This is a genomic window from Undibacterium sp. CCC3.4, assembly GCF_034347425.1.
GTDB lineage: Bacteria > Pseudomonadota > Gammaproteobacteria > Burkholderiales > Burkholderiaceae_D > Undibacterium.
Map to the genome: position 1 here is coordinate 1,187,175 of NZ_CP133779.1, position 21,709 is coordinate 1,208,883.

The 21,709-nt window shown below is 55.1% G+C and carries 24 protein-coding genes; 20 read left to right on the forward strand and 4 right to left on the reverse strand.

All coding sequences use genetic code 11. The features are described 5' to 3' along the window. Nucleotides 1-24 precede the first annotated feature (24 nt). The 13 genes from RHM61_RS05460 (at nt 25) to RHM61_RS05520 (ending at nt 11,907) form a co-directional block, all read left to right on the forward strand. Nucleotides 25-543: a hypothetical protein gene (locus RHM61_RS05460; protein ID WP_322250125.1), complete on the forward strand. Its 519-nt coding sequence runs from the start codon at nt 25-27 to the stop codon at nt 541-543. Nucleotides 544-685: 142 nt separating this feature from the next. After that, nucleotides 686-1,030 carry a DUF1840 domain-containing protein gene (locus RHM61_RS05465; protein ID WP_322250126.1) on the forward strand — a complete coding sequence of 115 codons (345 nt, stop codon included), beginning with the start codon at nt 686-688 and terminating at the stop codon, nt 1,028-1,030. A gap of 3 nt (nt 1,031-1,033) precedes the next feature. Then, on the forward strand, nt 1,034-1,909 hold the full coding sequence (locus RHM61_RS05470) for an alpha/beta hydrolase (protein WP_322250127.1): 876 nt from the start codon (nt 1,034-1,036) through the stop codon (nt 1,907-1,909). Between the two features lie 310 nt (nt 1,910-2,219). Beyond that, the gene (gene rsmB / locus RHM61_RS05475; RefSeq protein ID WP_322250128.1) at nt 2,220-3,578 is read left to right on the forward strand and encodes a 16S rRNA (cytosine(967)-C(5))-methyltransferase RsmB; all 1,359 of its coding nucleotides are present in this window, start codon (nt 2,220-2,222) and stop codon (nt 3,576-3,578) included. 41 nt (nt 3,579-3,619) lie between these two features. After that, the gene (locus RHM61_RS05480; protein WP_322250129.1) at nt 3,620-4,228 is read left to right on the forward strand and encodes a DUF4390 domain-containing protein; all 609 of its coding nucleotides are present in this window, start codon (nt 3,620-3,622) and stop codon (nt 4,226-4,228) included. Then, nucleotides 4,225-6,585, forward strand: coding sequence for a sensor histidine kinase (locus RHM61_RS05485; protein ID WP_322250130.1), 2,361 nt, complete (start codon nt 4,225-4,227; stop codon nt 6,583-6,585). The genes RHM61_RS05480 and RHM61_RS05485 overlap by 4 nt, the downstream gene beginning before the upstream one ends. A 66-nt stretch (nt 6,586-6,651) precedes the next feature. After that, nucleotides 6,652-7,362: a response regulator gene (locus tag RHM61_RS05490; RefSeq protein ID WP_322250131.1), complete on the forward strand. Its 711-nt coding sequence runs from the start codon at nt 6,652-6,654 to the stop codon at nt 7,360-7,362. A gap of 7 nt (nt 7,363-7,369) precedes the next feature. Continuing rightward, entirely contained in the window at nt 7,370-7,732 is a 363-nt protein-coding gene (locus RHM61_RS05495) for a GTPase (protein ID WP_322250132.1), read from the forward strand. 123 nt (nt 7,733-7,855) lie between these two features. Beyond that, on the forward strand, nt 7,856-8,113 hold the full coding sequence (locus RHM61_RS05500; protein ID WP_322250133.1) for a DUF3567 domain-containing protein: 258 nt from the start codon (nt 7,856-7,858) through the stop codon (nt 8,111-8,113). 116 nt (nt 8,114-8,229) lie between these two features. After that, a complete protein-coding gene (gene xdhC, locus RHM61_RS05505; protein WP_322250134.1) occupies nt 8,230-9,114 on the forward strand; it encodes a xanthine dehydrogenase accessory protein XdhC in 885 nt (294 codons plus the stop codon). Then, entirely contained in the window at nt 9,107-10,135 is a 1,029-nt protein-coding gene (locus RHM61_RS05510; RefSeq protein WP_322250135.1) for an adenosine deaminase, read from the forward strand. The genes xdhC and RHM61_RS05510 overlap by 8 nt, the downstream gene beginning before the upstream one ends. A gap of 79 nt (nt 10,136-10,214) precedes the next feature. Continuing rightward, a complete protein-coding gene (locus RHM61_RS05515; RefSeq protein WP_322250136.1) occupies nt 10,215-11,294 on the forward strand; it encodes an HDOD domain-containing protein in 1,080 nt (359 codons plus the stop codon). 91 nt (nt 11,295-11,385) lie between these two features. After that, nucleotides 11,386-11,907, forward strand: coding sequence for a DUF6985 domain-containing protein (locus tag RHM61_RS05520; protein WP_322250137.1), 522 nt, complete (start codon nt 11,386-11,388; stop codon nt 11,905-11,907). A gap of 67 nt (nt 11,908-11,974) precedes the next feature. On the opposite strand, the gene RHM61_RS05525 is transcribed toward RHM61_RS05520, so the two are convergent. From RHM61_RS05525 to RHM61_RS05540, 4 genes are read right to left on the reverse strand one after another with little or no spacing between them, the layout of a single operon-like run. Further along, entirely contained in the window at nt 11,975-13,066 is a 1,092-nt protein-coding gene (locus RHM61_RS05525; RefSeq protein WP_322250138.1) for a porin, read from the reverse strand. 50 nt (nt 13,067-13,116) lie between these two features. Then, nucleotides 13,117-13,644 (reverse strand): 2-oxo-4-hydroxy-4-carboxy-5-ureidoimidazoline decarboxylase, encoded by a 528-nt coding sequence (gene uraD, locus RHM61_RS05530; protein WP_322250139.1) that lies wholly within the window; start codon nt 13,642-13,644, stop codon nt 13,117-13,119. Continuing rightward, complete coding sequence (puuE, locus tag RHM61_RS05535; protein WP_369124412.1) at nt 13,644-14,591, reverse strand: allantoinase PuuE; 948 nt, start codon at nt 14,589-14,591, stop codon at nt 13,644-13,646. The genes uraD and puuE overlap by 1 nt, the downstream gene beginning before the upstream one ends. Nucleotides 14,592-14,594: 3 nt before the next feature. Further along, nucleotides 14,595-15,311, reverse strand: coding sequence for a GntR family transcriptional regulator (locus RHM61_RS05540; RefSeq protein WP_322250141.1), 717 nt, complete (start codon nt 15,309-15,311; stop codon nt 14,595-14,597). 203 nt (nt 15,312-15,514) lie between these two features. Here RHM61_RS05540 and uraH point away from each other — a divergent pair, with 203 nt between their 5' ends. The 7 genes from uraH to RHM61_RS05575 all read left to right on the forward strand — a co-directional run bounded on the left by uraH (nt 15,515) and on the right by RHM61_RS05575 (nt 21,701). Beyond that, the gene (gene uraH / locus RHM61_RS05545; RefSeq protein WP_322250142.1) at nt 15,515-15,871 is read left to right on the forward strand and encodes a hydroxyisourate hydrolase; all 357 of its coding nucleotides are present in this window, start codon (nt 15,515-15,517) and stop codon (nt 15,869-15,871) included. Between the two features lie 31 nt (nt 15,872-15,902). Further along, nucleotides 15,903-17,111: a urate hydroxylase PuuD gene (locus RHM61_RS05550; protein WP_322250143.1), complete on the forward strand. Its 1,209-nt coding sequence runs from the start codon at nt 15,903-15,905 to the stop codon at nt 17,109-17,111. 15 nt (nt 17,112-17,126) lie between these two features. After that, nucleotides 17,127-18,137 (forward strand): allantoicase, encoded by a 1,011-nt coding sequence (gene alc, locus RHM61_RS05555; RefSeq protein ID WP_322250144.1) that lies wholly within the window; start codon nt 17,127-17,129, stop codon nt 18,135-18,137. Nucleotides 18,138-18,163: 26 nt separating this feature from the next. Continuing rightward, complete coding sequence (locus RHM61_RS05560; RefSeq protein WP_322250145.1) at nt 18,164-18,688, forward strand: ureidoglycolate lyase; 525 nt, start codon at nt 18,164-18,166, stop codon at nt 18,686-18,688. A gap of 792 nt (nt 18,689-19,480) precedes the next feature. Further along, a complete protein-coding gene (locus RHM61_RS05565) occupies nt 19,481-19,696 on the forward strand; it encodes a hypothetical protein (protein WP_322250146.1) in 216 nt (71 codons plus the stop codon). 144 nt (nt 19,697-19,840) lie between these two features. Continuing rightward, nucleotides 19,841-21,049, forward strand: a complete 1,209-nt coding sequence (locus tag RHM61_RS05570) for a M20 aminoacylase family protein (protein ID WP_322250147.1) — start codon at nt 19,841-19,843, stop codon at nt 21,047-21,049. 73 nt (nt 21,050-21,122) lie between these two features. Next, nucleotides 21,123-21,701 (forward strand): ATP-dependent Clp protease proteolytic subunit, encoded by a 579-nt coding sequence (locus RHM61_RS05575; protein WP_322250148.1) that lies wholly within the window; start codon nt 21,123-21,125, stop codon nt 21,699-21,701. Nucleotides 21,702-21,709 lie beyond the last annotated feature (8 nt).

Genomic DNA, 21,709 nt, shown 5'->3' on the forward strand with positions numbered 1-21,709 from the left:
AAGCCCACCTCTCATTGGAATGCCATGCCTCCCCGCTCCCCTGTCAGATTCCTTGGCCTCGTGTCAATTTTCATTTCCTTGCTCGTATTCAGCGCCTGCAGTCCACGTTTCGATTGGCGCGAAGTGCGCGACAGCAAGGCACCGTTGCGAATTTTAATGCCCGCCAAAGCGCTGGCTTTCTCCGAATCCGTCAAATTAGCCGATCAAACACTGACCATGCATATGACTGCCGCCGAAGCGGGCCAAGTCAGCTTCGCTGTGGGCAGCGTGGAATTAAATAATCGCGATGATGGCGGGCTAGTCTTGGCGGCTATGCGCCAAGGCATGATCAAGAATATCCACGGCACGGTGACGAAAGACAGTGGCGGCCCCAACGGCGTACTCGAAATTATTGGTAGCTTGCAAAACGGTACGCCGGTCTTCATGGCAGCACGTTTTATTGCCCACGGACAATGGGTCTATCAATTAATCATTCTCGGTCCGCCGAAGAAAGTCACGCCGGAAGTGGTCGATACCTTCATGACTTCCTTAGTCCTCGAGTAAACCGCAAAAAGTGCGCAGAAAATCGTGTCAGGTGGCTAATAATTGGCACGCCCTTATGATAGGATTAAAGGTAAGCAACATCCCGGCCAGTACGGTCACCGCTGATCCGGATGTCCCAATACTACCTTCAAGGAACCTGACCATGCTGATCACATTTAAATCAAAAGCAGCCACCGAGATCACCATGTATAAAGAACACGCGCGGCGTATTCTGGAATTACTGCAAAAGGATGTCGACCGCGGCATTATTACACCGGCAGAATTGCCACATGCCATAGAAAAAATCGAAGCGGCGGTCGCCGACAGCAAGGCTCATCCAGTCTCCGACGAGGTCAGCCGCGACATCAATGCCCACCCGAACGACAACGGCGACGACCACGAACATGTCAAGCCGGAAGCGATCAGCTTTGCCACGCGCGTGTACCCGGTGCTCGAGATGTTGCACGCAGCGAACAAAATGCAACGCGAAGTCATGTGGGGGGTGTGACGCGTGAGCGCACATATCGACCACACCACTGAAACCGAACTGCACACCCCGGACGGGACGCGTCTGTTCATCCGTGACTGGCCGCTGCCGGACGATGCGGTGTGGCGTAAAGAAGGCGTCGTGATCATGCACGGCTTGGGCGAACACTGCGGCCGCTATGCCCACGTCGCACGCTTTTTCAATGCGCTCGGCTTTACCGTCCGTACCTACGATATGCGCGGGCATGGCAAATCGAGCGGGTCCTCCGGCAATGTGCCGGACGATGAAGCAATGTTGCGCGATGCCGAATTGGTAATCAAGGATTTCAGCGTCGATCTTGCCTGCGCGCCTATTTTGTTCGGCCACAGCATGGGTGGCTTGTTCGCGGCACGGTTTGCCTTGGCTGAAACAGCACCACTACGTGCCTTGATCCTATCTTCACCGGCACTGGCTTTGCATATGTCGGGGGTGCAACGCGGCTTACTGCGCATTGCCAGCCTGCTGTGTCCTTCGCTAGGTCTGGCCAATGGACTCAACACGCGCTATCTGTCGCATGATGCCGAAGTCATTTATGCCTACCGCAACGACCCGCTGGTCCATCCGCGTATCAGCGCACGCTTGCTCAATGCCATGATTTCAGCAATTGCCTATACACAACAAAAAGCCGCCACATTACACTTGCCAACCCTGCTGCTGGCGGCCGTCGATGACCATCTGGTCGACCCTGAGGGTAGTCGGCGCTTTGCCGCCGCCGCTGGCAATGCCTACCTGAGCACGCATTTCTATGCAGGTTTTTATCATGAAATCTTCAACGAGCTCGATCCCACTCCGGTCTTTGACGATCTGCGTACATGGCTTGAAGTACAACAAATTTCCCCCTTGATGCAGCCAGAAGCCTGATACAGTGTCATTGTGTGACGATAAAGCATCACCATCACTGGTGAAAAGCCTAAGATGACTGTTACACTGACAAGCAAGCCTGAACCACCTGCAATGTTGGCATGTATGTCTGCTCGCAGCCGGCTTCCCTGAGCCGCTGCGCAGCCTGCTCGAACAGCACGCCACGCACTTTGTCTCAATAAAAGCAGCAGCACTCGAAGCGCCTTACCGTATTCCGGTCCGAGACCGGATCACAGATAGCCCGGCCTAGCCGGGCCTGAAAACATTTCATATGCAAGAAAAAACCAGAAAAATCCTTGGAAAACCTGTCTTGACCAAACCCGCCCTTCGACCCGCTGTCATCGAAGCGCCGCTCTCGGAACTCAAGACCGACTCATTGGCATTCAGCCTCAGCGGTGCCGCGCAAGCGGTCGCCAGTGTTCTCGAAGGTATGGCCTTGCCACAGGCGCTGGCGAAAGTATTTGCCCAGACCCAGGCTACGCCACAGGCTCGCGGGGCAATCCAGGATATTTCTTACCGTACCATGCGCCAAGTAGGACGCGTCGATGCCCTGCTCAAAAGCATGACCAACAAAGAGCCGGAACCGGCCATGTTATACAGCTTACTCTGTTGCTCGCTGACACTCTTAGTGAATGCCGAGGATGGCACGGCCGCGCCGTATGAAGACTTTGTCGTGGTCGATCAAGCCGTCACCGCCGCCACCGCCAGCCCGCACATGGTGTTTGCCAAAGGCATGGTCAATGCCGTATTACGCCGATTTTTACGCGAAAAAGATGAGTTGCTCAAACTGGTGATGAAACAACCGGCAGCACTGTGGAATTACCCACAATGGTGGGTAGATCAAACTAAAACTGCCTATCCGAGCGACTGGCAAGCCATCTTGACGACGGCCAATCATGCGCCGCCGTTGACCCTGCGCGTCAACCAGCGGCGCAGCAACTGCGGCGCTTATTTGGCCATGTTAGACCAAGAGCAAATTGCTGCCAGTCAAATTGGACCGAATGCGATTCGATTAGGCAAAGCCTTGCCGGTCGCCCAGATTCCCGGTTTTGCTGATGGCTTGGTTTCAGTACAAGATGCTGCAGCGCAACTTGCTGGGCCCCTGCTCGATCTGGCCGATGGCATGCGCGTACTCGATGCCTGCGCCGCTCCGGGTGGCAAGACCTGCCATTTGCTGGAACTGGCCGATATAGAACTGCTGGCACTCGACATCGACAGCTTGCGCTTGGCCAAAATTGAAGACAATCTGCTGCGCTTGCAGCTCAGTTGCGCCGTTAAAGCCGGCGATGCCAGCCGTTCCACCTGGTGGGATCAGCGCCTGTTCGAGCGCATTATTGCGGATGTGCCGTGCACCGCTTCGGGCGTAGTACGACGCCACCCAGACAGCCGTTGGTTACGCCGCAAAACCGATACGGCGCAACTGGCAGCCCTGTCGTCGCGCATACTCGACAATTTATGGCGCATGCTGGCACCGGGTGGCAAGATGCTGATGGTGACGTGCTCGATCTGGCCGCAGGAATCCGAACTGCAAGCGGCTGCCTTTGTCCAAAAACACAGCGCCATCCGTTTGCCGGCACCGGGCCAGTTATTACCGACCCTTGCCGATTCGTCTTCTGCAAACAACGAACATGACGGTTTGTTTTATGCCTTGTTCCAAAAGCCGCTGTAAACCTGACGAAAAGCAGGCTTGGCACGGTATCATTGACGGCCATGACTTTATTTTCGGATTGCATGTTCTCGCGCCTCACTGATACGCTGCGACTGTGGATACTTACCCTGCTGATAGCCACGCTGGCTATCGGTGCGGTGCCGTACGCGCGCGCCGCCGACGCCGAAGTCACTTCGGCCAAACTCGAAACGACCGAGGAAGGTTACCGCATCAGCACCAGCTTTGCGTTTGAACTCAGCCATGGCTTGGTCGATGCGATCGCGCGCGAAATCCCACTCTCCTTCACCACCGAAGTCGAATTAACGCGGCCGCGCTGGTACTGGCTGGATGAAAAGACCATACGCTCGGTTCAAACCGTTAAAATCGCTTACAACCCTTGGACGCGCCAATACACCGGCACCATCAACAGTGGTTTACAGCAAAATTTCTCTTCCCTCGAAGATGCGCTGGCATTGGTGCTGCGACCGCGCCGCTGGATCGTCGCCGACAAAGCCAGCCTGACCCCGGGAGCAGTCTACAATGTCGCCGTCAAGCTCAAGCTCGATCTCAGTTATTTACCGAAAACCTTTCTGATCACCTCACTCAACAACAGCGACTGGCGCCTGTCTTCGGATACCAAACGGTTTACCTTCAAGGCTGACGACAAGTGACGCGATTTTTACGGTATGCGCTCATCATTGGCGGCGCACTGATGAGTATTTTGCTCTTCCTGCTGACCACCGCATCGGATAATTCAGCCAGCTTCGAACACTATTACGGCTGGCTGCTGGGGGCCAATGCCGTCGTTGCACTGGCCTTGCTGGCCCTGATCGCCACGCTGTTACTGCGTTTGTTCAGCCGCTATCGCAGCCGCGAATTCGGCTCGCGCCTGATGACGCGGCTGGTGCTGCTGTTCGCGCTGGTCGGCATTTTGCCGGGTACGGTGATTTATGTGGTGTCGGTCACCTTTGTCTCGAAATCGATAGAATCCTGGTTCGATGTCAAAGTCGAATCGGCGCTCGATTCCGGCAAAAACCTCGGCTTGAGCGCGCTCGATTTTTTATTGGCCGATTTACAGAACAAGGCGCGTGATATGGCCGCCGAACTGGCCGTCCCCTCCGGTTCACGGGCGATACAACTGTCGCGCTTGCGCGAACGCGCCGGCGTGCAGGAAGCCACGATCGTCAACAGCAAAGGACGTCTGATTGCCGCCGCCAATCAGAATTTTGATCGCCTGGTGCCGGAACTGCCGAGCCTCGACATGCTGCGCCAAGCGCACAATTCGCGCATCTACGCGGCCACCGATGAATCGAGTGTGGCACCGAGCAACCGTCCCAACGACAGCGCCACCAACGGTGCGCAACGACCGGTGTTGGCACCGGAACCGAAAACCACCCTGCGCTCGCGCGTGGTAATTCAGTTGCAGGATAATGGCAGCGAATTGTCGCTGCAACGCGAAACCTATTATCTGCAACTGATCCAACCGGTACCCTCGAATATCGCACTGCATGCCGAAGCGCTGCGCAATGCCTCAAGCGAATACCAAGTCCGTTCGCTCGGTCGCGGCAGTCTCAAGACTATGTATATCTTTACCCTCACCTTAACTCTGTTGCTGGCGATTTTCGCTGCCATCACCAGTGCCTTTCTGATTTCAGGTGAACTGGCACGGCCGCTGTTGTTGCTGGCCGAAGGGACGAAGGCGGTCACCGAGGGGAATTTTTCGCCGCGTCCCATCGTCGCCAGCAGTGATGAACTCGGCAGCCTGACGCAGTCGTTCAATACCATGACGCGCCAATTATTCGATGCCCGCGCCGCCGTCGAAAAAAACCGCAGCGAACTCGAAAATGCCAAAGCCTATCTCGAATCGGTGCTGGCCAATATGTCGGCCGGCGTGATGGTGCTCGACCAAGCCGGCCATCTGGTCACCTGCAATGAATCGGTCGAACGCATCCTGCAGCGGCCACTGGAAAGTGAGATCGGCAAAGCACTGAGCGACATCAAAGGCATGCAAGAATTTGCCAGCGCCATTGACACCGCCTTTTCAGAACAGCATGCGCAATCGGCGGCCGGTGGGAAAAACGAACAGGAACAACATTGGCAGCAACAGATCGAGGTACCGCGTCCCGAGGCCGACCAGACCGTAGCGAGCGACCCTATGCCCGATCACGAAAAACAAAGTGTGACCCTGCTCGCGCGCGGCTCGCACTTACCAGTCGGCTCAGGCAATGGCTACGTGATCGTGTTTGATGATATCAGCAATATTATTTCCGCCCAACGCTCGATCGCTTGGGGCGAAGTGGCGCGCCGCTTGGCTCATGAAATCAAGAACCCGCTGACGCCGATACAATTGTCGGCCGAACGGCTGCAAATGAAATTGCAAGACAAGTTAAGTCCGGCCGATGTCGCCATTCTCAACAAGAGCACGCTCACTATCGTCAATCAAGTCTCGTCGATGAAACGCATGGTCGATGACTTCCGTGATTACGCCAAAACGCCGCCAGCGGTGCTGACACAACTCAATCTCGGCGAATTGATCGACGAAGTGCTGCATCTGTATTTGGCCGGCGATGACCGCGACATCATCCGCCTCTCGCTGGCAGCGAATTTACCGAAAGTGATGGGCGACGCCACGCAATTACGGCAAGTGATTCATAATCTGCTGCAAAATGCGCAGGATGCGGTGGCGGACAATACTAATCCCGACATCGCCGCACGCATCGAAGTCAGTACCGAGGTCGTGCGCTACAGTAGCAAAGGGCGCGACCAACAAACGGCAGTACGCTTGATGATCTGTGATAACGGCCCGGGATTTTCCAGCAAAATTCTGGCGCGCGCATTCGAACCATATGCCACCTCGAAACCGCGTGGGACAGGATTAGGGCTGGCAATGGTCAAAAAAATCATCGATGAACATGGCGGAAGAATCGATATTCAAAATCGCAGCGATACAAACGGTGCAAAAGTAGCGATTTTACTGTTAAAGTTAGCACCGGACGTCAATGCAGTATCAGCGCAGGTAAACACCTGACATTCCCGACAGAGGAATGCAGGTATAAAAAGGTAAAACTATAGGGGCAGTAATAGGGTTAATTTTATGGCAAATATTCTGGTCGTAGATGATGAAATGGGTATCCGCGAATTACTCTCGGAAATCTTGGGAGACGAAGGCCATGTCGTGCAGTTGGCAGAAAATGCACAACAAGCGCGCCTCGCCCGTCAAGAAGCAAAACCTGATCTGGTCTTACTCGATATCTGGATGCCCGATACCGATGGCGTGACTCTGCTCAAAGAATGGCAACGCGATGGCTTGCTCACCATGCCGGTGATCATGATGTCCGGCCACGCGACCATCGATACCGCAGTCGAAGCGACGCGCATCGGCGCGCTCAATTTTCTGGAAAAACCTATCGCTTTGCAAAAACTGCTCAAAGCAGTACAGCAAGGTTTGAGTCGGACTCAGGAACCACAGCGTCCAACCGTTCCGGCCTTGCGCGTGATTGGCAGCGATCATGGCAATGCCAATGTGCCACCAATGCTGAGCGGCACCGGCTTTGAAAACCGGCAATTCAGTAGCGCCACCGCCGCTGCAACACCGGCGAGTCAATTCGCCAGTTTGTCATTTGACTTGCCTTTACGCGAAGCCAGAGATGCATTCGAACGCATTTATTTCGAATACCATTTGCATCGCGAAAGCGGCAGCATGACGCGCGTAGCAGAAAAAACCGGGCTCGAACGTACCCATCTGTATCGCAAATTGAAACAGCTCGGTGTCGAATCGATCAAGTACGCCAAACGCGGCGAATAAACCGCCAGTGCCGCTGACGCTAGTCAGCGGCGGCAGCTACGCCGAACGTGAAAGCGCCATCGTCGCAGCCATCGCGGCGGCGCTGGACGGCCCGACGCAGCGCTGTGCCGTGTTGCTGGAGGGATTACCAGCCGGCGACTTCCTGTTACTCCCATCCGAACAATTAACGCTGACGCGCATCGCGCCCGGCTGCTTTTGCTGCATCGGCAATCTCACCTTGCGCGTGAGCCTGAACCGAATTTTGCGCAAAGGTACAGATCGTATTTATCTCGGCATTGCCAGCGATGCGCATCTGACTGCGATATTCGCTACTGTGCAACAATCTCCGTATGCGCAATTGCTGCTGGCAGATTCCGCTATTTCCTTGTAGACTGAACTGGTCCGCTATTGTGATTAATCTGATGGTGAGATAACTTGAAATCCGCTGCTTCAAGCACCATGTCCGGTATATCAGAGGAATTTTTTCTTCCTCCAGCCAGAAAGGATGCAAAAAATGAATCTCATTTATAACAGCGAAAATTACAGCGTCGTCGAATATGGCGCTGATGCCGAGCATGAAGCACTGCGTTTCGGCGGCTATGAAATCACCGACAAATCGGTACGTCGTGAGTGGTTCATCGGCGGTCCACAAGCAGTCGACTTTCGCCATGGCGTAAGCGAACTCATCGCCAGCGAGCCGAGCATGGAAGAGATTGATGAATTCCTCGCTCAGTACGACGGCTATATGGGCCAAAAAGTTTACCTCCACTGAAAGACAGCGGCGCTGCCCTCAATATGGCGGCTGCAATGGTGCGCATCACATCTATCGTATACGGCAACGTTGCGGTAGTGCTATCTTAGCTCTGAGGAAGATCTTGGAGAAGACAAATGATGCAAGTCATCGATTGGCTGAGCGGCTTGCGCCGGCTCACACCGGCCGACCATGCCGTGCTAGTCACCGTGGCGGCTGTACGCGGCTCGGTTCCGCGCGGGGTCGGCACGCGCATGTTGGTCACGGCCAACACGCAATACGACACCATAGGCGGTGGCCATCTCGAATGGAAGGCGCTCGCGTGCGCGCGCCTGTGGTTAGCCGAAGCGGGTAATCAACAAGAATCCCAACGGCAGCTCGACCTCGCGCTCGGGCCTAGCCTTGGCCAGTGTTGCGGCGGCTCGGTTCGCCTCCATTTAGAGCGCGTCGACCGCTGGTCGCCCGAGCAATGGCAAGAACAACTCCACACCTATCAGCATAGCCACGACGCCCACCCCCACCTGTATTTGTTCGGTGCCGGCCACGTCGGTACGGCACTGGTACGGGTACTGCAACAAGTACCGTGCCGTATCAGTTGGATTGATGAGCGCGACCAATTATTTCCCGCCGACTTACCGGCCCACATACAGTGCGAAGCCACCGATACACCGGAAAGCGTGGTCGCCGCGGCCGAAGCCGGTGCCTGCTTTCTCGTCATGACCCATCACCATGGGCTTGATCTGCGGCTGTGCGAGCAGATTCTGCGCCGCCGCGACCGCGCTTGGTTCGGCCTGATCGGCTCGCGCACCAAGCGCGCGCGCTTCGAACACCGATTGCGCGAACAAGGTATCGCCGCCGCACAGTTAGCACAGATGGTGTGTCCGGTCGGTCTGGCCGACATCGACGGCAAAGAACCGGGCGTGATCGCGGTCGCGATTGCCGCACAGTTATTGCAACTCTGGAGCAAACCTCCTACACTGCCGCAACTCTCAGAACAACAACAAGAAAGCTGGCATGACTAATCCTTTGCACCAATTCATACGCGGCTTACCGAAAGCCGAATTACATCTGCACATAGAAGGCTCGCTGGAACCGGAAATGATGTTTGCGCTGGCACTGAAAAACGGCGTCACCTTGCCGTATGCCGACGTCGAAGCCGTACGCGCGGCCTATGATTTTGCTGACCTACAATCCTTCCTCGATTTATACTATGCCGGTGCCGCGGTCTTGCTGACCGAAGAAGATTTCTTCGATTTAACCACGGCCTATATCGTGCGCGCCCGAGCCGATAATGTCCGCCATGTGGAATTATTTTTCGATCCACAAACCCATACCGAACGCGGCGTCGCCATAGCAACCGTATTTGCCGGCATCGCGCGCGCACTGCGTGTGGCCAAACAAGAACACGGTTTTTCCGGTAGCATGATCCTGTGTTTCTTGCGTCACTTAAGCGAAGCGCAAGCGCAAACGACGCTGATCGCCGCGCTGCCGCTGCGCGCTGCTTACGCCGATGTGTGGACCGGCATAGGGCTCGATTCTTCCGAACTCGGCCACCCGCCGGAAAAATTCGCCCGCGTGTTTGCCCAAGCGCGCCAGCAAGGCTTGCGCTTGGTCGCCCATGCCGGCGAAGAAGGTCCACCGGCCTATATCCATGCGGCGCTCGACGTACTGCAAGTAGAACGCATTGATCATGGCGTGCGCGCCAGTGAAGATCTGGCCCTGATGGATACACTGCGACAACGCCGCATGCCGTTGACGGTATGCCCCTTATCGAATCTGAAATTATGCGTCGTTGCCGATTTGCGTGACCACAATCTCGCCATGATGCTGCGCGATGGTATCTGTGTCACTATCAACTCCGACGACCCAGCCTACTTCGGTGGCTATATGAATAATAATTTCATCGCTGCGGCAGACGCCTTACAACTGACACGCAGCGAATTGCTTGAGCTGGCACGCAATGGTTTCGAGGCCGCTTTCGTCTCCGAACAACAAAAGCAAGTCTGGTTCGATGAACTCCATGCGTATGCCGGTAATCACTGACGATGGAATAGCCGCACGCCAAGCAGGCGAAAAACTGTTATGCTTTGAATACTTAATGGTTTAACCGAAAAGGAAGCCCGTGGGCTATTCGTTTACGCAACTGTTCCAAGACTTTTTCGGTTCGCGGCGCACGCCAGCGCCAGCTTTAATACCGCAGACACCACCACCGCCCGTGCTTGAGCGCGTCGCCAGCGAAGAAATTATCGTGACAGCGGCAGCCCCGCTGTTACAGATATGGCGTCCGGCATTGCCTGTCGATACACTTTTTTTCGATTGGATCATGGGCTATCCGAGCACTGCTGGCAGTGATCAGAATGAACAAAAGATCCTGCAAGCCCTGTATGCCTTCCTCGCGTCGGATCTCAACGATGCCGTGGTGGTGCCGCGCATGCCCAGTGTGATACCGCAACTGTTGGCCAGCATGCGAAATAAAAGCGTCGCCATCGCCGAACTGAGCCGCCTCATCATCAAAGATGTCGTGCTGGTGGCCGAAGTCATCAATGCCGTCAACAGCGCACTCTATAATCCGGCCGACCGCATTAACAGTCTCGATAAAGCCATCATGCTGCTGGGCGAAGAAGGCTTGCGCCTGGTGATCGCCAAAGTCGCGTTTCGTCCCATCATCAATCTCAGCGCTGGTCCATACACACGCCGTGCGGCACCACCGATTTGGCTGCAAGCGGAAAAATGCGCGCTCGCTTGCCATGCGCTGAGCACCAACGACGACGGCTTTTCGCCGTTCTTGGCGTTTCTGACTGGATTGATGAAAAACGTCGGCTTGATCGTCGCCTTACGTGTACTCGACAACGAATGCGGCGAGACCAAGCTGCGGTATTCTTCGGGCTTCCAACACGCCTTTGCTGCCGTGGCGGCCACGCTGTCCTACCGTATCGCCCGGCGCTGGGAATTCCCGCCCGAGGTAGTGCAAGCGCTGGAACTGCAAGCCGGTGGCAGCAGAGCAAAAACTTGGAGCCGACTCGGCGTGCTGCTGCACACCGCCGATCTGCTGAGTAAAATGCGGATCTTGGTCAATCAGGGCCAACTCAGCCACAACGACGGACAACTGACGCAAGGTTTGCCCGTCGCAGAAACCCAGTGTTTTTTAACTCTCAACGAATTGCAGCTGTTTGAACTGCAGCACATCGACGCGCCACGCTGAATCGGCTTTTACCCTGCGCAGTGCCGGGCTTTCTTGCTAAAATACATCAGCGCCCGCCACTTCGGTTGGCCGCCCCTAGAATGGAATGCTTATGCAGATCACCCCGCTCGGTCAGCTGACCAAGGATGCAGACAATGACTGGCTCGTCAGCACAGCCGTGGCAGTGGCCGCGCTCGATGGCCAAGCTTGCCGGTTTCTGCTGGAAGGCTATGAAAACGACCCGGCACCGGCCGACTTCAGTACGGCCATCAGCCACTTTCTGGCACTCGACCCAAGTGCCTTGCGCACAGTCGAAGACGCGATCTACGCGTATTACCAAGATTGCCGCCAACTCGCACCCGAACTCGGCCGCGACATCGCTGAGGCCAGCGCGGTTTGGTCGCATATCAGCTATGGCGACGAAGTCTTAGTCTGTCGTCGCGCGCAAGGTGACCAAGCGCTCTACCTGCTGCTCGAATGCGACTGTGACTGGGCCCCCGAAGAAGGCTTGCAGCTTATTTTCAAAGAAGGTAGCCACGTCAGCCGGGTCGGACCGTTTGATGATTTTTTAAGCAATGGCGACTATTACGGTTTGCCGGAACTCGACGCCGTGGTATACCAAAGCCGCGCCTGATTACCCGCATTAAAAAACCCGCCGCACAGCCTCGACTGTGCGGCGGGTTTTTTTTCGGCAAGCGGTTTCAGAACTTATGACGTATGCCCAGTGCAACGCTGGTCGCACGATCGGCGCTACTGATTTTATCGCTCATGGCAACGGCATACACATCGGTGCGTTTAGACAAAGGATAGTCATAGCCGGCCGAGAAGGTATCGCGTTTCAAATCGCTGCCCACCAAGCTGCCACTGCGTTTAGTATCGGCAAAGGCCAGCAGGATATCACCGCCAGCGACCGGCACTTTGGCACCGAGGCTATAGGTTTTATCATCCATGTTACCAGCCAGTGTGCTTTCATCCTTGCTGGCTGAATATGTGGCAAACAATTTGACGACGCTGAGCTCGTAACTACCGCCGACGAACCAAGTTTTTTGCCCATTGATAGCGGCATAATTAATCGGCGCGGCAGTGGCATCGATGATAGCGGCCGCACCAAGTGGATTACTGACTTTGACTTGGTGGTAATACGCCGTCAAGGCCAAAGGACCATTGAAGTACAGGGCATTGACACCGACGTTGTTGCTGCCGCTGTCGCCGGCTTTTTCACCGAACTGATAATGGAAATTAGCGCTCAAGCCACTGAAATTAGGCGTACTGTAAATGATTTCATTGCTCCAACCGGAATCACCGGCGGCCGAATTGGCCCAAGTGCGTGCAGCAAAATTACCGCTAGGCACATAGGTATGCAATACCAGCGGTGACAAGTTGAAGGAATCGCCAAAGGGATTGAAAATCACCACTGGCAGGAAACTCGGTGCCAGATTACGACCGAGAGAAACTTTACCGAAAGAACCAGACAAGCCGACGTTGGCGTCACGCGAAAACATGGTATCGCCACCGAAGCGACCGGCCGCGCCTGTGTCGGCCTGCAAGAAGCTGGTCAAGGCGAAATCGGCTTTGAGACCGCCACCCAGATCTTCCACCCCTTTAAACCCTAACCACGAGGTCGTCATGCCGCCACTGCTGACAGCGGCCGTACTGCCCTTGTCGCCACTGAATTTAACGGAACCGAGCGAGACATCAACCAGGCCCTCGACCGACACCTGCGATTGCGCCGAAGCAGAAGCAGCGAAACTGGCAGCCAGCGCCAGCAGCAGGGTTTTAATAGGAAATTTCATCTTGCGTCCTTGGTAAGGTGGTATAAAAAAAATTAAAGCTCTTATCCGTCTCAGGATGATTCGGCGATCTTATCGGCCAAGCGAAAGCCGGCAATGGCAATGATTTGCTCGATGCAAGCGGCCATTTCACTGGCTGGGCTGGCCTCTATACGACGCGCAAAATTGGCGATGATACTGGCTCTGTCATGCCCGCGTACCGCGAGAATGAAAGGAAAAGTGAATTTCTGTTGGTAAGCCGCATTGAGTGCATGCAATTGCTCATATTCTTCGCGACTACATTGATCCAGCCCTACTCCGCTTTGCTCACTGCTCGAGGCTGCCGTCAGCTCGCCGCGCAAAGCCGCCTTGCCCGCTAATTCAGGATGCGCGCGGATCAGCGCCAATTGTGCTGTTTCACCTGCAGTGCGCAAGGCCTCAGCCATGGCAGCATGCAATTGCGCCACGGAAGCAAACGGCCTTTGCCCGGCCACCGCCGCAGCGAGCCATGGTGAATGCTCAAATATATCGGCCAAGCTGGCGACGAATTCATCGCGCGAACAAGCGTTAAGCCAAGTCAATTGCACCGCTGTTGCCATCATCACATTCCCCCTGCTTGAAATGGATGCTGTGCCATCCAGTGTTGTGCAATATCGATACGGCGACAAATCCAAACTTGTTCATGCTCTTGTACGTAATCGAGAAAGCGTTGCAAAGCGCGGAAGCGTCCTGGTCGGCCCAACAAACGACAATGCATACCTACCGACAACATCTTCGGTGCCGCCAATCCATTCGGATCGCCTTCGGCATACAAAACATCAAAACTATCTTTAAGGTAAGTGTAAAACTGCTCACCGGTATTAAATCCCTGCGCCATAGCAAAGCGCATGTCATTGCAATCGAGCGTGTACGGCACCACCAAATGCGGCAGGCAACGGCCATCACTGGTATTGACTTGCGTCCAGAACGGCAAATCGTCGCCGTAATAATCGGCATCATAAGCAAAGCCGCCATGCTCGACCAGCAAGCGCCGCGTATTCGGTGAATCGCGCCCGGTATACCAACCCAAAGGTGCGCTACCGCTTAAATCGCGCATGATCTGCACGGCCTCTTGCAGATGGGCGCGCTCCACCGCCTCCGGCACGTTTTGGTAATGAATCCAACGCAAGCCATGACAAGCGATCTCATGCCCGAGCTCGGCGCAGGCTTGCGCCAGCTCAGGATGGCGCTGCAAGGCCATGGCAACACCAAACACGGTCAGCGGTAAACGTCTTTGCTCAAACTCGCGCAACAGCCGCCACACCCCGGCGCGCGAACCGTATTCATACATCGATTCCATCGACATGTGACGATCCGGGTAAGCCGCCGCACCGACGATTTCCGATAAAAATTGCTCGGAAGCTGGATCGCCGTGCAGCACACAGTTCTCCGCTCCCTCTTCATAATTCAACACAAATTGCAGTGCGATTCTGGCCTGCTGCGGCCAGTGCGGATGCGGTGGCTGCCGCCCATAGCCATGCAAATCGCGCGGATACGTTGTCGTCGTTATCATTTATTTACTCCGTGCCGGTCCAAGCACTGCACTCAGATCAAAGCTAGTGTTTTTCGGGGTACGGCAAGCACACTCATGCAAGTGTTGTGCCATTTCCTGCAAAGCCATTTTTTTATCTCCACGCTGCAAGGCATCGACCACCCGTAAATGCTGATCGAAGGAGCACGGCTGGGTACCGCCGCTGTCTTGATTCGAAATCATCAAGGTCGTGCGCGACACCAGGCGACGCAACATATCGACCAATACGGCATTGCCGCCCATGCGCGCGAGTTCGATATGGAAATCGGCTGACAAGCGTATCCACTGCGGCCGGTCGCCTTGCAAATAAGCGGCGCGCTCACGCTCAACCATGGCGCGCAAGCTCAGCAAAGCGGCAGCATCAGGCTGCTGCAAGACTTTTTCCAGCGCCAATTGCTCCAAGTTTTGGCGCAACTCGAACATATCCTGCGCCTCTTTTTCGCCCGGACTGGCAATAAATGCACCACGATTGGGCAACAGATCGACCAAACCGTCGGCCGCCAGTTGCGTCAGTACTTTACGCACGCTGTGGCGTGCCATGGCATAGATTCGGCTTAAGGATAATTCGGTCAGCTTGGTGCGAGCGGGCAGGCGGTGGTCCATGATCGCATCATAAATATCGCGATACATGACTTGCTCGCCGGCGGGAGCGGCACTGCCCTCGTCGGCACAATCGGTAACAGTAGGAGAATACGGCATGGAGCGACCAAGAAAGCGAAAAGAAGAGAGACCATTTAATCATGATTGTCGACAATATGAAAAATAGAAAATCGATAAACACACTATTCTGTTGTTGAATCGTTCTTAAGCAATTGTTTTGTCAGTAATTTATTTGACAGTAACAAATTTTCAGGACTAAGATTGTCGACAATATTTTTTATTTTTTGTCAGCAAGGAGGCTTATGGGACGCTTAACCACGCATGTGCTCGACACTGCCCACGGCCGCCCCGGACGTGCGGTGGCGCTACAGTTATACCGGCTCGTCAGCGATGCACCACGCACTCTGCTCTACACCGGCTGCACCAATGACGACGGCCGCTGCGATCAAGCCTTACTCGAAGGTGCCGCCATGCAAAGTGGCATCTATGAACTCGATTTCGACCTCGGCGCGTATTACCACGGACTCGGCTTGGCGCAAACCGAACCGGCGTTTCTCGGCATCGTCACGCTGCGCTTCGGCGTCGCCGATCCGACTCAGCACTACCATGTACCGCTGCTGGCGACACCTTGGAGCTATTCGACTTACCGCGGCAGCTAATTGGCCGCCGGAACACAAGAAATGGAATGGAATGGAAGCTTATTTACTCGACTGCGCCAATTTGCTCTTACGCTGGCTGCATCTGATCGTCGCGATCGCCTGGATAGGCTCATCGTTTTACTTCGTTTGGCTCGATAATCATCTGACTCCGCCGAGCGACGAATCCTTGCGCCGCCAAGGCGTGGCCGGTGAATTGTGGGCCGTGCATGGCGGCGGCTTTTACAATCCACAAAAATACCTGGGAGCACCACCAGCCTTGCCGGCCAAATTGCACTGGTTTTACTGGGAATCGTACAGCACCTGGCTCTCCGGTTTTGCGCTCTTTACCTTAATCTATTTGAGCAATCCGCGCAGCTATCTGATCGATACCCGCGTCGCTGACCTCACGCCGAGCATCGCCGTCGCTGCCGCGCTCGGTATCTTGGTAGCGGGCTGGCTGCTGTATGACGTATTGTGCCGTTTGCTGCGCAAAAACGACCGCGCGCTGTCGCTTGCCATCGTCGCCCTGGTGGTCGGGATGAGCTGGATCAACTGCCACCTGTTTTCCGGTCGTGCCGCCTTTCTCATCAGCGGTGCCATGCAAGCCACCATCATGAGTGCCAATGTGTTGTTTTGGATCATCCCTGGCCAACGCAAAGTGGTCGCCGCCATCCAAGCCGGCCAGCCGATTGATCCTATCCACGGCCAGCGCGGCAAGCAACGCAGCGTGCACAATACCTACTTCACCCTGCCGGTGTTGTTTGCCATGCTATCGAATCACTACAGCATGACCTACAGTGCCGAACACAATTGGCTGGTGCTGGTACTGATCATGCTGGCTGGGGTATTGATACGCCAATATTTTGTGCTGCGCCATAAAGGTCAACAACGACTGGCCTTACCCTTAGCTGCCTTAGCCCTGTTGGCCATCACCGCCGTGCTGATGGCACCAGCGCCAGCACCGGCAACGACAGCAGCGACGGCCGCAGCCCCGGCGACAGAACGCTACGCGGCAGTTCGTCACATCATCGAGCAGCGCTGCATACAATGTCATTCGGCACACCCGAGCCTGATGGGCGTGGCGGCGAAAGGTTTGCTGCTCGATAATGATGCCACCATACTCGCCAAAGCACCTTTGATTTATCAACAAGTGGTACAGCAAAAAATCATGCCATTAGGCAACCTCACCAACATCACAGACCAAGAGCGGGCCACCATCGGCGCTTGGTATGAAGCCGGTGCCAACGCGGCGGCAAAATAACTACAGAAAGTACAAATGGCTATCCTTGACACCGACCCGCACGCTCCCGATTTTTGCCGACGCTATCCAAACTTGGCTGACCCACGCTGCGGTGCCAAAACCATCGCTTGCAGCGACGATTTTTTTGCCGAAATGGCACGCATGCTCAACCCCGATCCAGCCGTCTTCATAGCGGGTAAATACGATGCCAACGGTAAATGGATGGATGGTTGGGAATCACGCCGCAAGCGCGTCAGCGGCCACGATTGGTGCATCGTTCAACTCGGACGGGCGGCGCAACTCAAAGGGGTCGATATCGATACCAGCCATTTCACCGGCAACTATCCGCCGGCGGCCGGGCTGGAAGCGGCCTTTCTCGCCACTGGCGAGCCCGATGCCACGACGCTCTGGCACAGCGTCTTGCCGGCGGTAGATTTGCAAGGCAATAGCCACCACTACCATGCGATTGACGATGAGCGCGTTTTCACCCACCTGCGCTTGAACATCTTCCCCGATGGCGGTGTCGCGCGTCTGCGCGTGTATGCGCAACCGTATACCGACTGGCGCGCCGCCGCCCGCGATACGCTGTATGATTTGATCGCGCTGGAAAACGGTGGCCGCGTAGTCGCCTGTAATAATGAACATTTCGGTTTGGCATCGAACATGCTTTTCGCCGGGCGCGGCACGAATATGGGCGATGGCTGGGAAACTCGGCGGCGGCGCGAGCCTGGCAACGACTGGTGCATCATCGCGCTGGCCCAGCCTGGCGTGGTGCAACAGATTGAAATCGATACCTGTCATTTCAAAGGCAATTACCCGGACCGCTGCACGATCCAAGCCGCTTTCGCGCCTGCCGGTACCGATACGGCCTTGATCACCCAAGCAATGTTTTGGTCCGAGCTCTTGCCGGTACAAAAATTACAGATGGACCGGCAGCACTACTACAGCGATGAAATTATCGCGCTCGGGCCAATCACGCATATTCGCGTCAATATCTTTCCCGATGGGGGCGTATCGCGTCTGCGCTTATTCTGTCAGCTCGCATAATGCCATCGATCGAAGAAGCTGCCCCCATGCCATCGCTCTTAACAATTCAAGAACTCAATCGTGCTGCCTTCGCACCATTCGGCGAAGTCATCACGACCGAGGGCGCACGCCATTACCCTATCAATGATGGCAGCACCGAACGCTACCATGCACTGGCAAAGGCCGACACGGCCGATGCCGGCGGTGAGGCCATCCTCAGTTTATTTCGTGCCACCCCGCGCACGCTACCCTTAGCCATCACCATCATGGAACGGCATCCGCTCGGCAGCCAAGCTTTCATACCCTTGAGCCAAGATTGCGATGACAGCTATCTGATCGTCGTGGCACCTGCTGGTGAATTTATTGTCGAACACATGCAAGCCTTCATTGCACGCGGCTGGCAAGGTGTCAATTATGCCAAAGGCGTCTGGCACCATCCACTCATCGCGCTCGGGCGCGTCAGTGATTTTCTGGTGCTTGATCGCATAGGGCAGGGGCAGAATTGTGATGAAGTGAAACTCGATGGCCATTTTGTGCTGGCGCTCACTGACCCCCTACCGGCATGTCCTTGAGCAAACGGCGCTGGTCGCGGTAATGTGGAGATTTTCTCAGGCAAAAAAATAGCCCGCTAAGAGCGGGCTAAAATCCAAAACCTCAGGAGGTGTTGGAGGAGACAGGTACGACTATATCGCAGCGCAACAAATCTTCCAAGGCCTATTTTTGCATATCTACCATTCATAATGTGAATATCTGAACGTAGCGGCTAGTGCGAAGGGCCTCCAGGCACGGCAATGACAAAATTGTGAGCAACTGAATGGCTAGTCGCTCGCCGTCCGCAACGGGCAGAGCTCGCGATTCTAAGCAATTCTTGGCGTCGTCATTTCGCAGATTTTCTCAGGCAAAAAAATAGCCCGCTAAGAGCGGGCTAAAATCCAAAACCTCAGGAGGTGTTGGAGGAGACAGGTACGACTATATCGCAGTGCAACAAATCTTCCAAGGCCTATTTTTGTATATCTACCATTCATAATACGAATATCTGAACGATACAGACCGCCCACGAGGGGTCTACGCAAGGGAAGATGCCAACAATACCCCGCCTATACACGTCCACTACCTATCCAATGCATGGCCGCCAGAATCAAACTCGCACCGCAGCGCAAAATATGCAGCTAAAAAAAACCCGCTACCTTGCGGCTGCGGGTTAAATCCAAACCCTTAGGAGGTGTTGGAGGAGACAAGTACAACTATAGTGCAGCGCAACAAAGTTGTCATCTCTATTTTTCGTATATCAATCATCACCGCCCATGATATCTGGGCAATGCTGCTGCCATAGCACGATCAAAAAACATCACAGGTATGCGGCCATGGCCGGTTTATTGGTAGTAACAACTAACAAGTTAGGTCGATTGCGCGCCCACCCATTCGCGCAAGCGGCAATCCAGTGGCGCGTACGCGCCCTTTATATCGGTGATATCTGTGCTGCTCAGGCGCAGCAGGACGTGTTCATTTCACAGAAAAAAGTGCCCTTGATCGACCCTCCCACCCTGAAGGCACTGACGTGCCACTCGATTGCTGCCTAAGAATGAGGGCATTTTTTGTATTCCCTCTCGCTACATTCTGGCTTATCCTGTAAGCCTACCTGCCGCGGCCGCCATCTAAGCGCCGACACATTAAATCTATGTAGCATGTACCATACAAGACTGAACGCTATCCGGGAGACCCGTATGAATCTACTACAACCGATCTTGCAAGCGCAAACCGCCATTCAACAAATACGGCGCGATTTGCATGCCCATCCTGAATTGTGCTACCAAGAATTCCGTACTGCCGATGTGGTCGCGCGCCAACTCGAAGCCTGGGGTATAGAGGTCGTGCGTGGCCTCGGTGGTACCGGCGTGCTCGGCATCATTCGCAACGGCAGCAGCACGCGCGCGCTTGGCTTACGCGCCGATATGGATGCGCTGCCCATGCAAGAAATCAATACCTTTGACCATGCTTCACAGCATGCAGGGAAAATGCATGCTTGCGGGCACGATGGACACACGGCGATGTTACTCGGTGCTGCCCACTACCTGTCTGAGCATCAAGATTTCGACGGTACCGTGTATTTGATCTTTCAACCCGCCGAAGAAGGTGGCGGCGGTGCCCGCGCCATGATCAATGATGGTTTGTTTGAAACATACCCTATGCAAGCCGTGTTCGGCATGCATAACTGGCCGGGTGCGGCCGTCGGCAGCTTCGGTGTCACTCCCGGACCGATGATGGCATCCTCAAATGAATTTGAAGTGGTGGTGCACGGCAAAGGCGCGCATGCTGCGCAGCCACACAAGGGTATCGACCCCATCATCGCCGCCATCCAAATTGCCCAGAGCTGGCAAACCATAGTCAGCCGCAATGCCAGCCCACTCGCTTCAGCGGTCTTGTCGGTCACCCAGATTCATGCCGGCAGCGCCACCAATGTGATTCCCGATGATGCCACGCTGATCGGTACGGTACGCGCTTTCAGCACCGAAATGGTCGATCTGGTCGAAAATCGGATGCGAGCGATTGCCGAACATACTGCAGCGGCCTTTGACGCCACGGTCAGCTTTGAATTCAAGCGCAATTACCCACCGCTGATCAATCACGCGGCGGAAACCGCCTTCGCTACCGAAGTGATGCGTGCCGTCGTCGGCGTTGAACATGTCGATGCCGCCGTCGAACCGACCATGGGCGCGGAAGATTTTGCCTTTATGCTGCAAGCAAAAGCCGGCTGTTACGTCTTCTTGGGCAACGGTGATGGCGACCATCGCAGCAGCGGGCATGGCTTAGGCCCCTGCAATTTACATAATCCCAGCTATGACTTCAATGATGAATTGCTGCCGATAGGTGCAACTTATTGGGTCAAACTGGCGGAAGCCTACTTGAAAAAAAGCAATACAGCAGCCATCTGAAGCATAATAGTTTACGCGGGAAGCGTGGATGTCATCTGCGCTTCCCTTCCCCTCTCAATCACACGAAGCTCACATGGCAGACGATAAAGATAACAACGACACACAGCGCAGCCCTTTTCTGGAAGAAAAAGCGTTCAAATCCCGCACCGTGCTGATATTCGGCACCATCAATGACAAACTCGCCGCCGATGTCAGCAAGCGTTTGATCGCGCTGGCAGCCGACTCGTCGGCACCGATCACGATTTTGGTGTCTTCACCGGGCGGCCATGTTGAATCGGGCGATGTGATCCATGACATCATCAAATTCATCGATGTGCCAGTCAATATGATAGGCAGCGGTTGGGTCGGCAGCGCTGCGGTCAGCGTATTTTTAGCGGTCCCGAAAGAACGTCGCGTATGCTTGCCCAACACCCGTTTTCTGATTCACCAACCGAGCGGTGGTTGCGGCGGCCAAGCTACTGATATTGCGATTCAGGCACGCGAAATCGTCAAAGTGCGCGAGCGCATCGCCGCCTTGATCGCACGTGAATCAGGCCAAAGCTTGGAACGCGTCAGCACCGACATCGATAGAGATTACTGGATGACGGCCGCCGAAGCGCTGGAATACGGTTTGATTTCTCGCACCATTGTCAAACAAAGCGAACTCAACTGAGTGCAGTA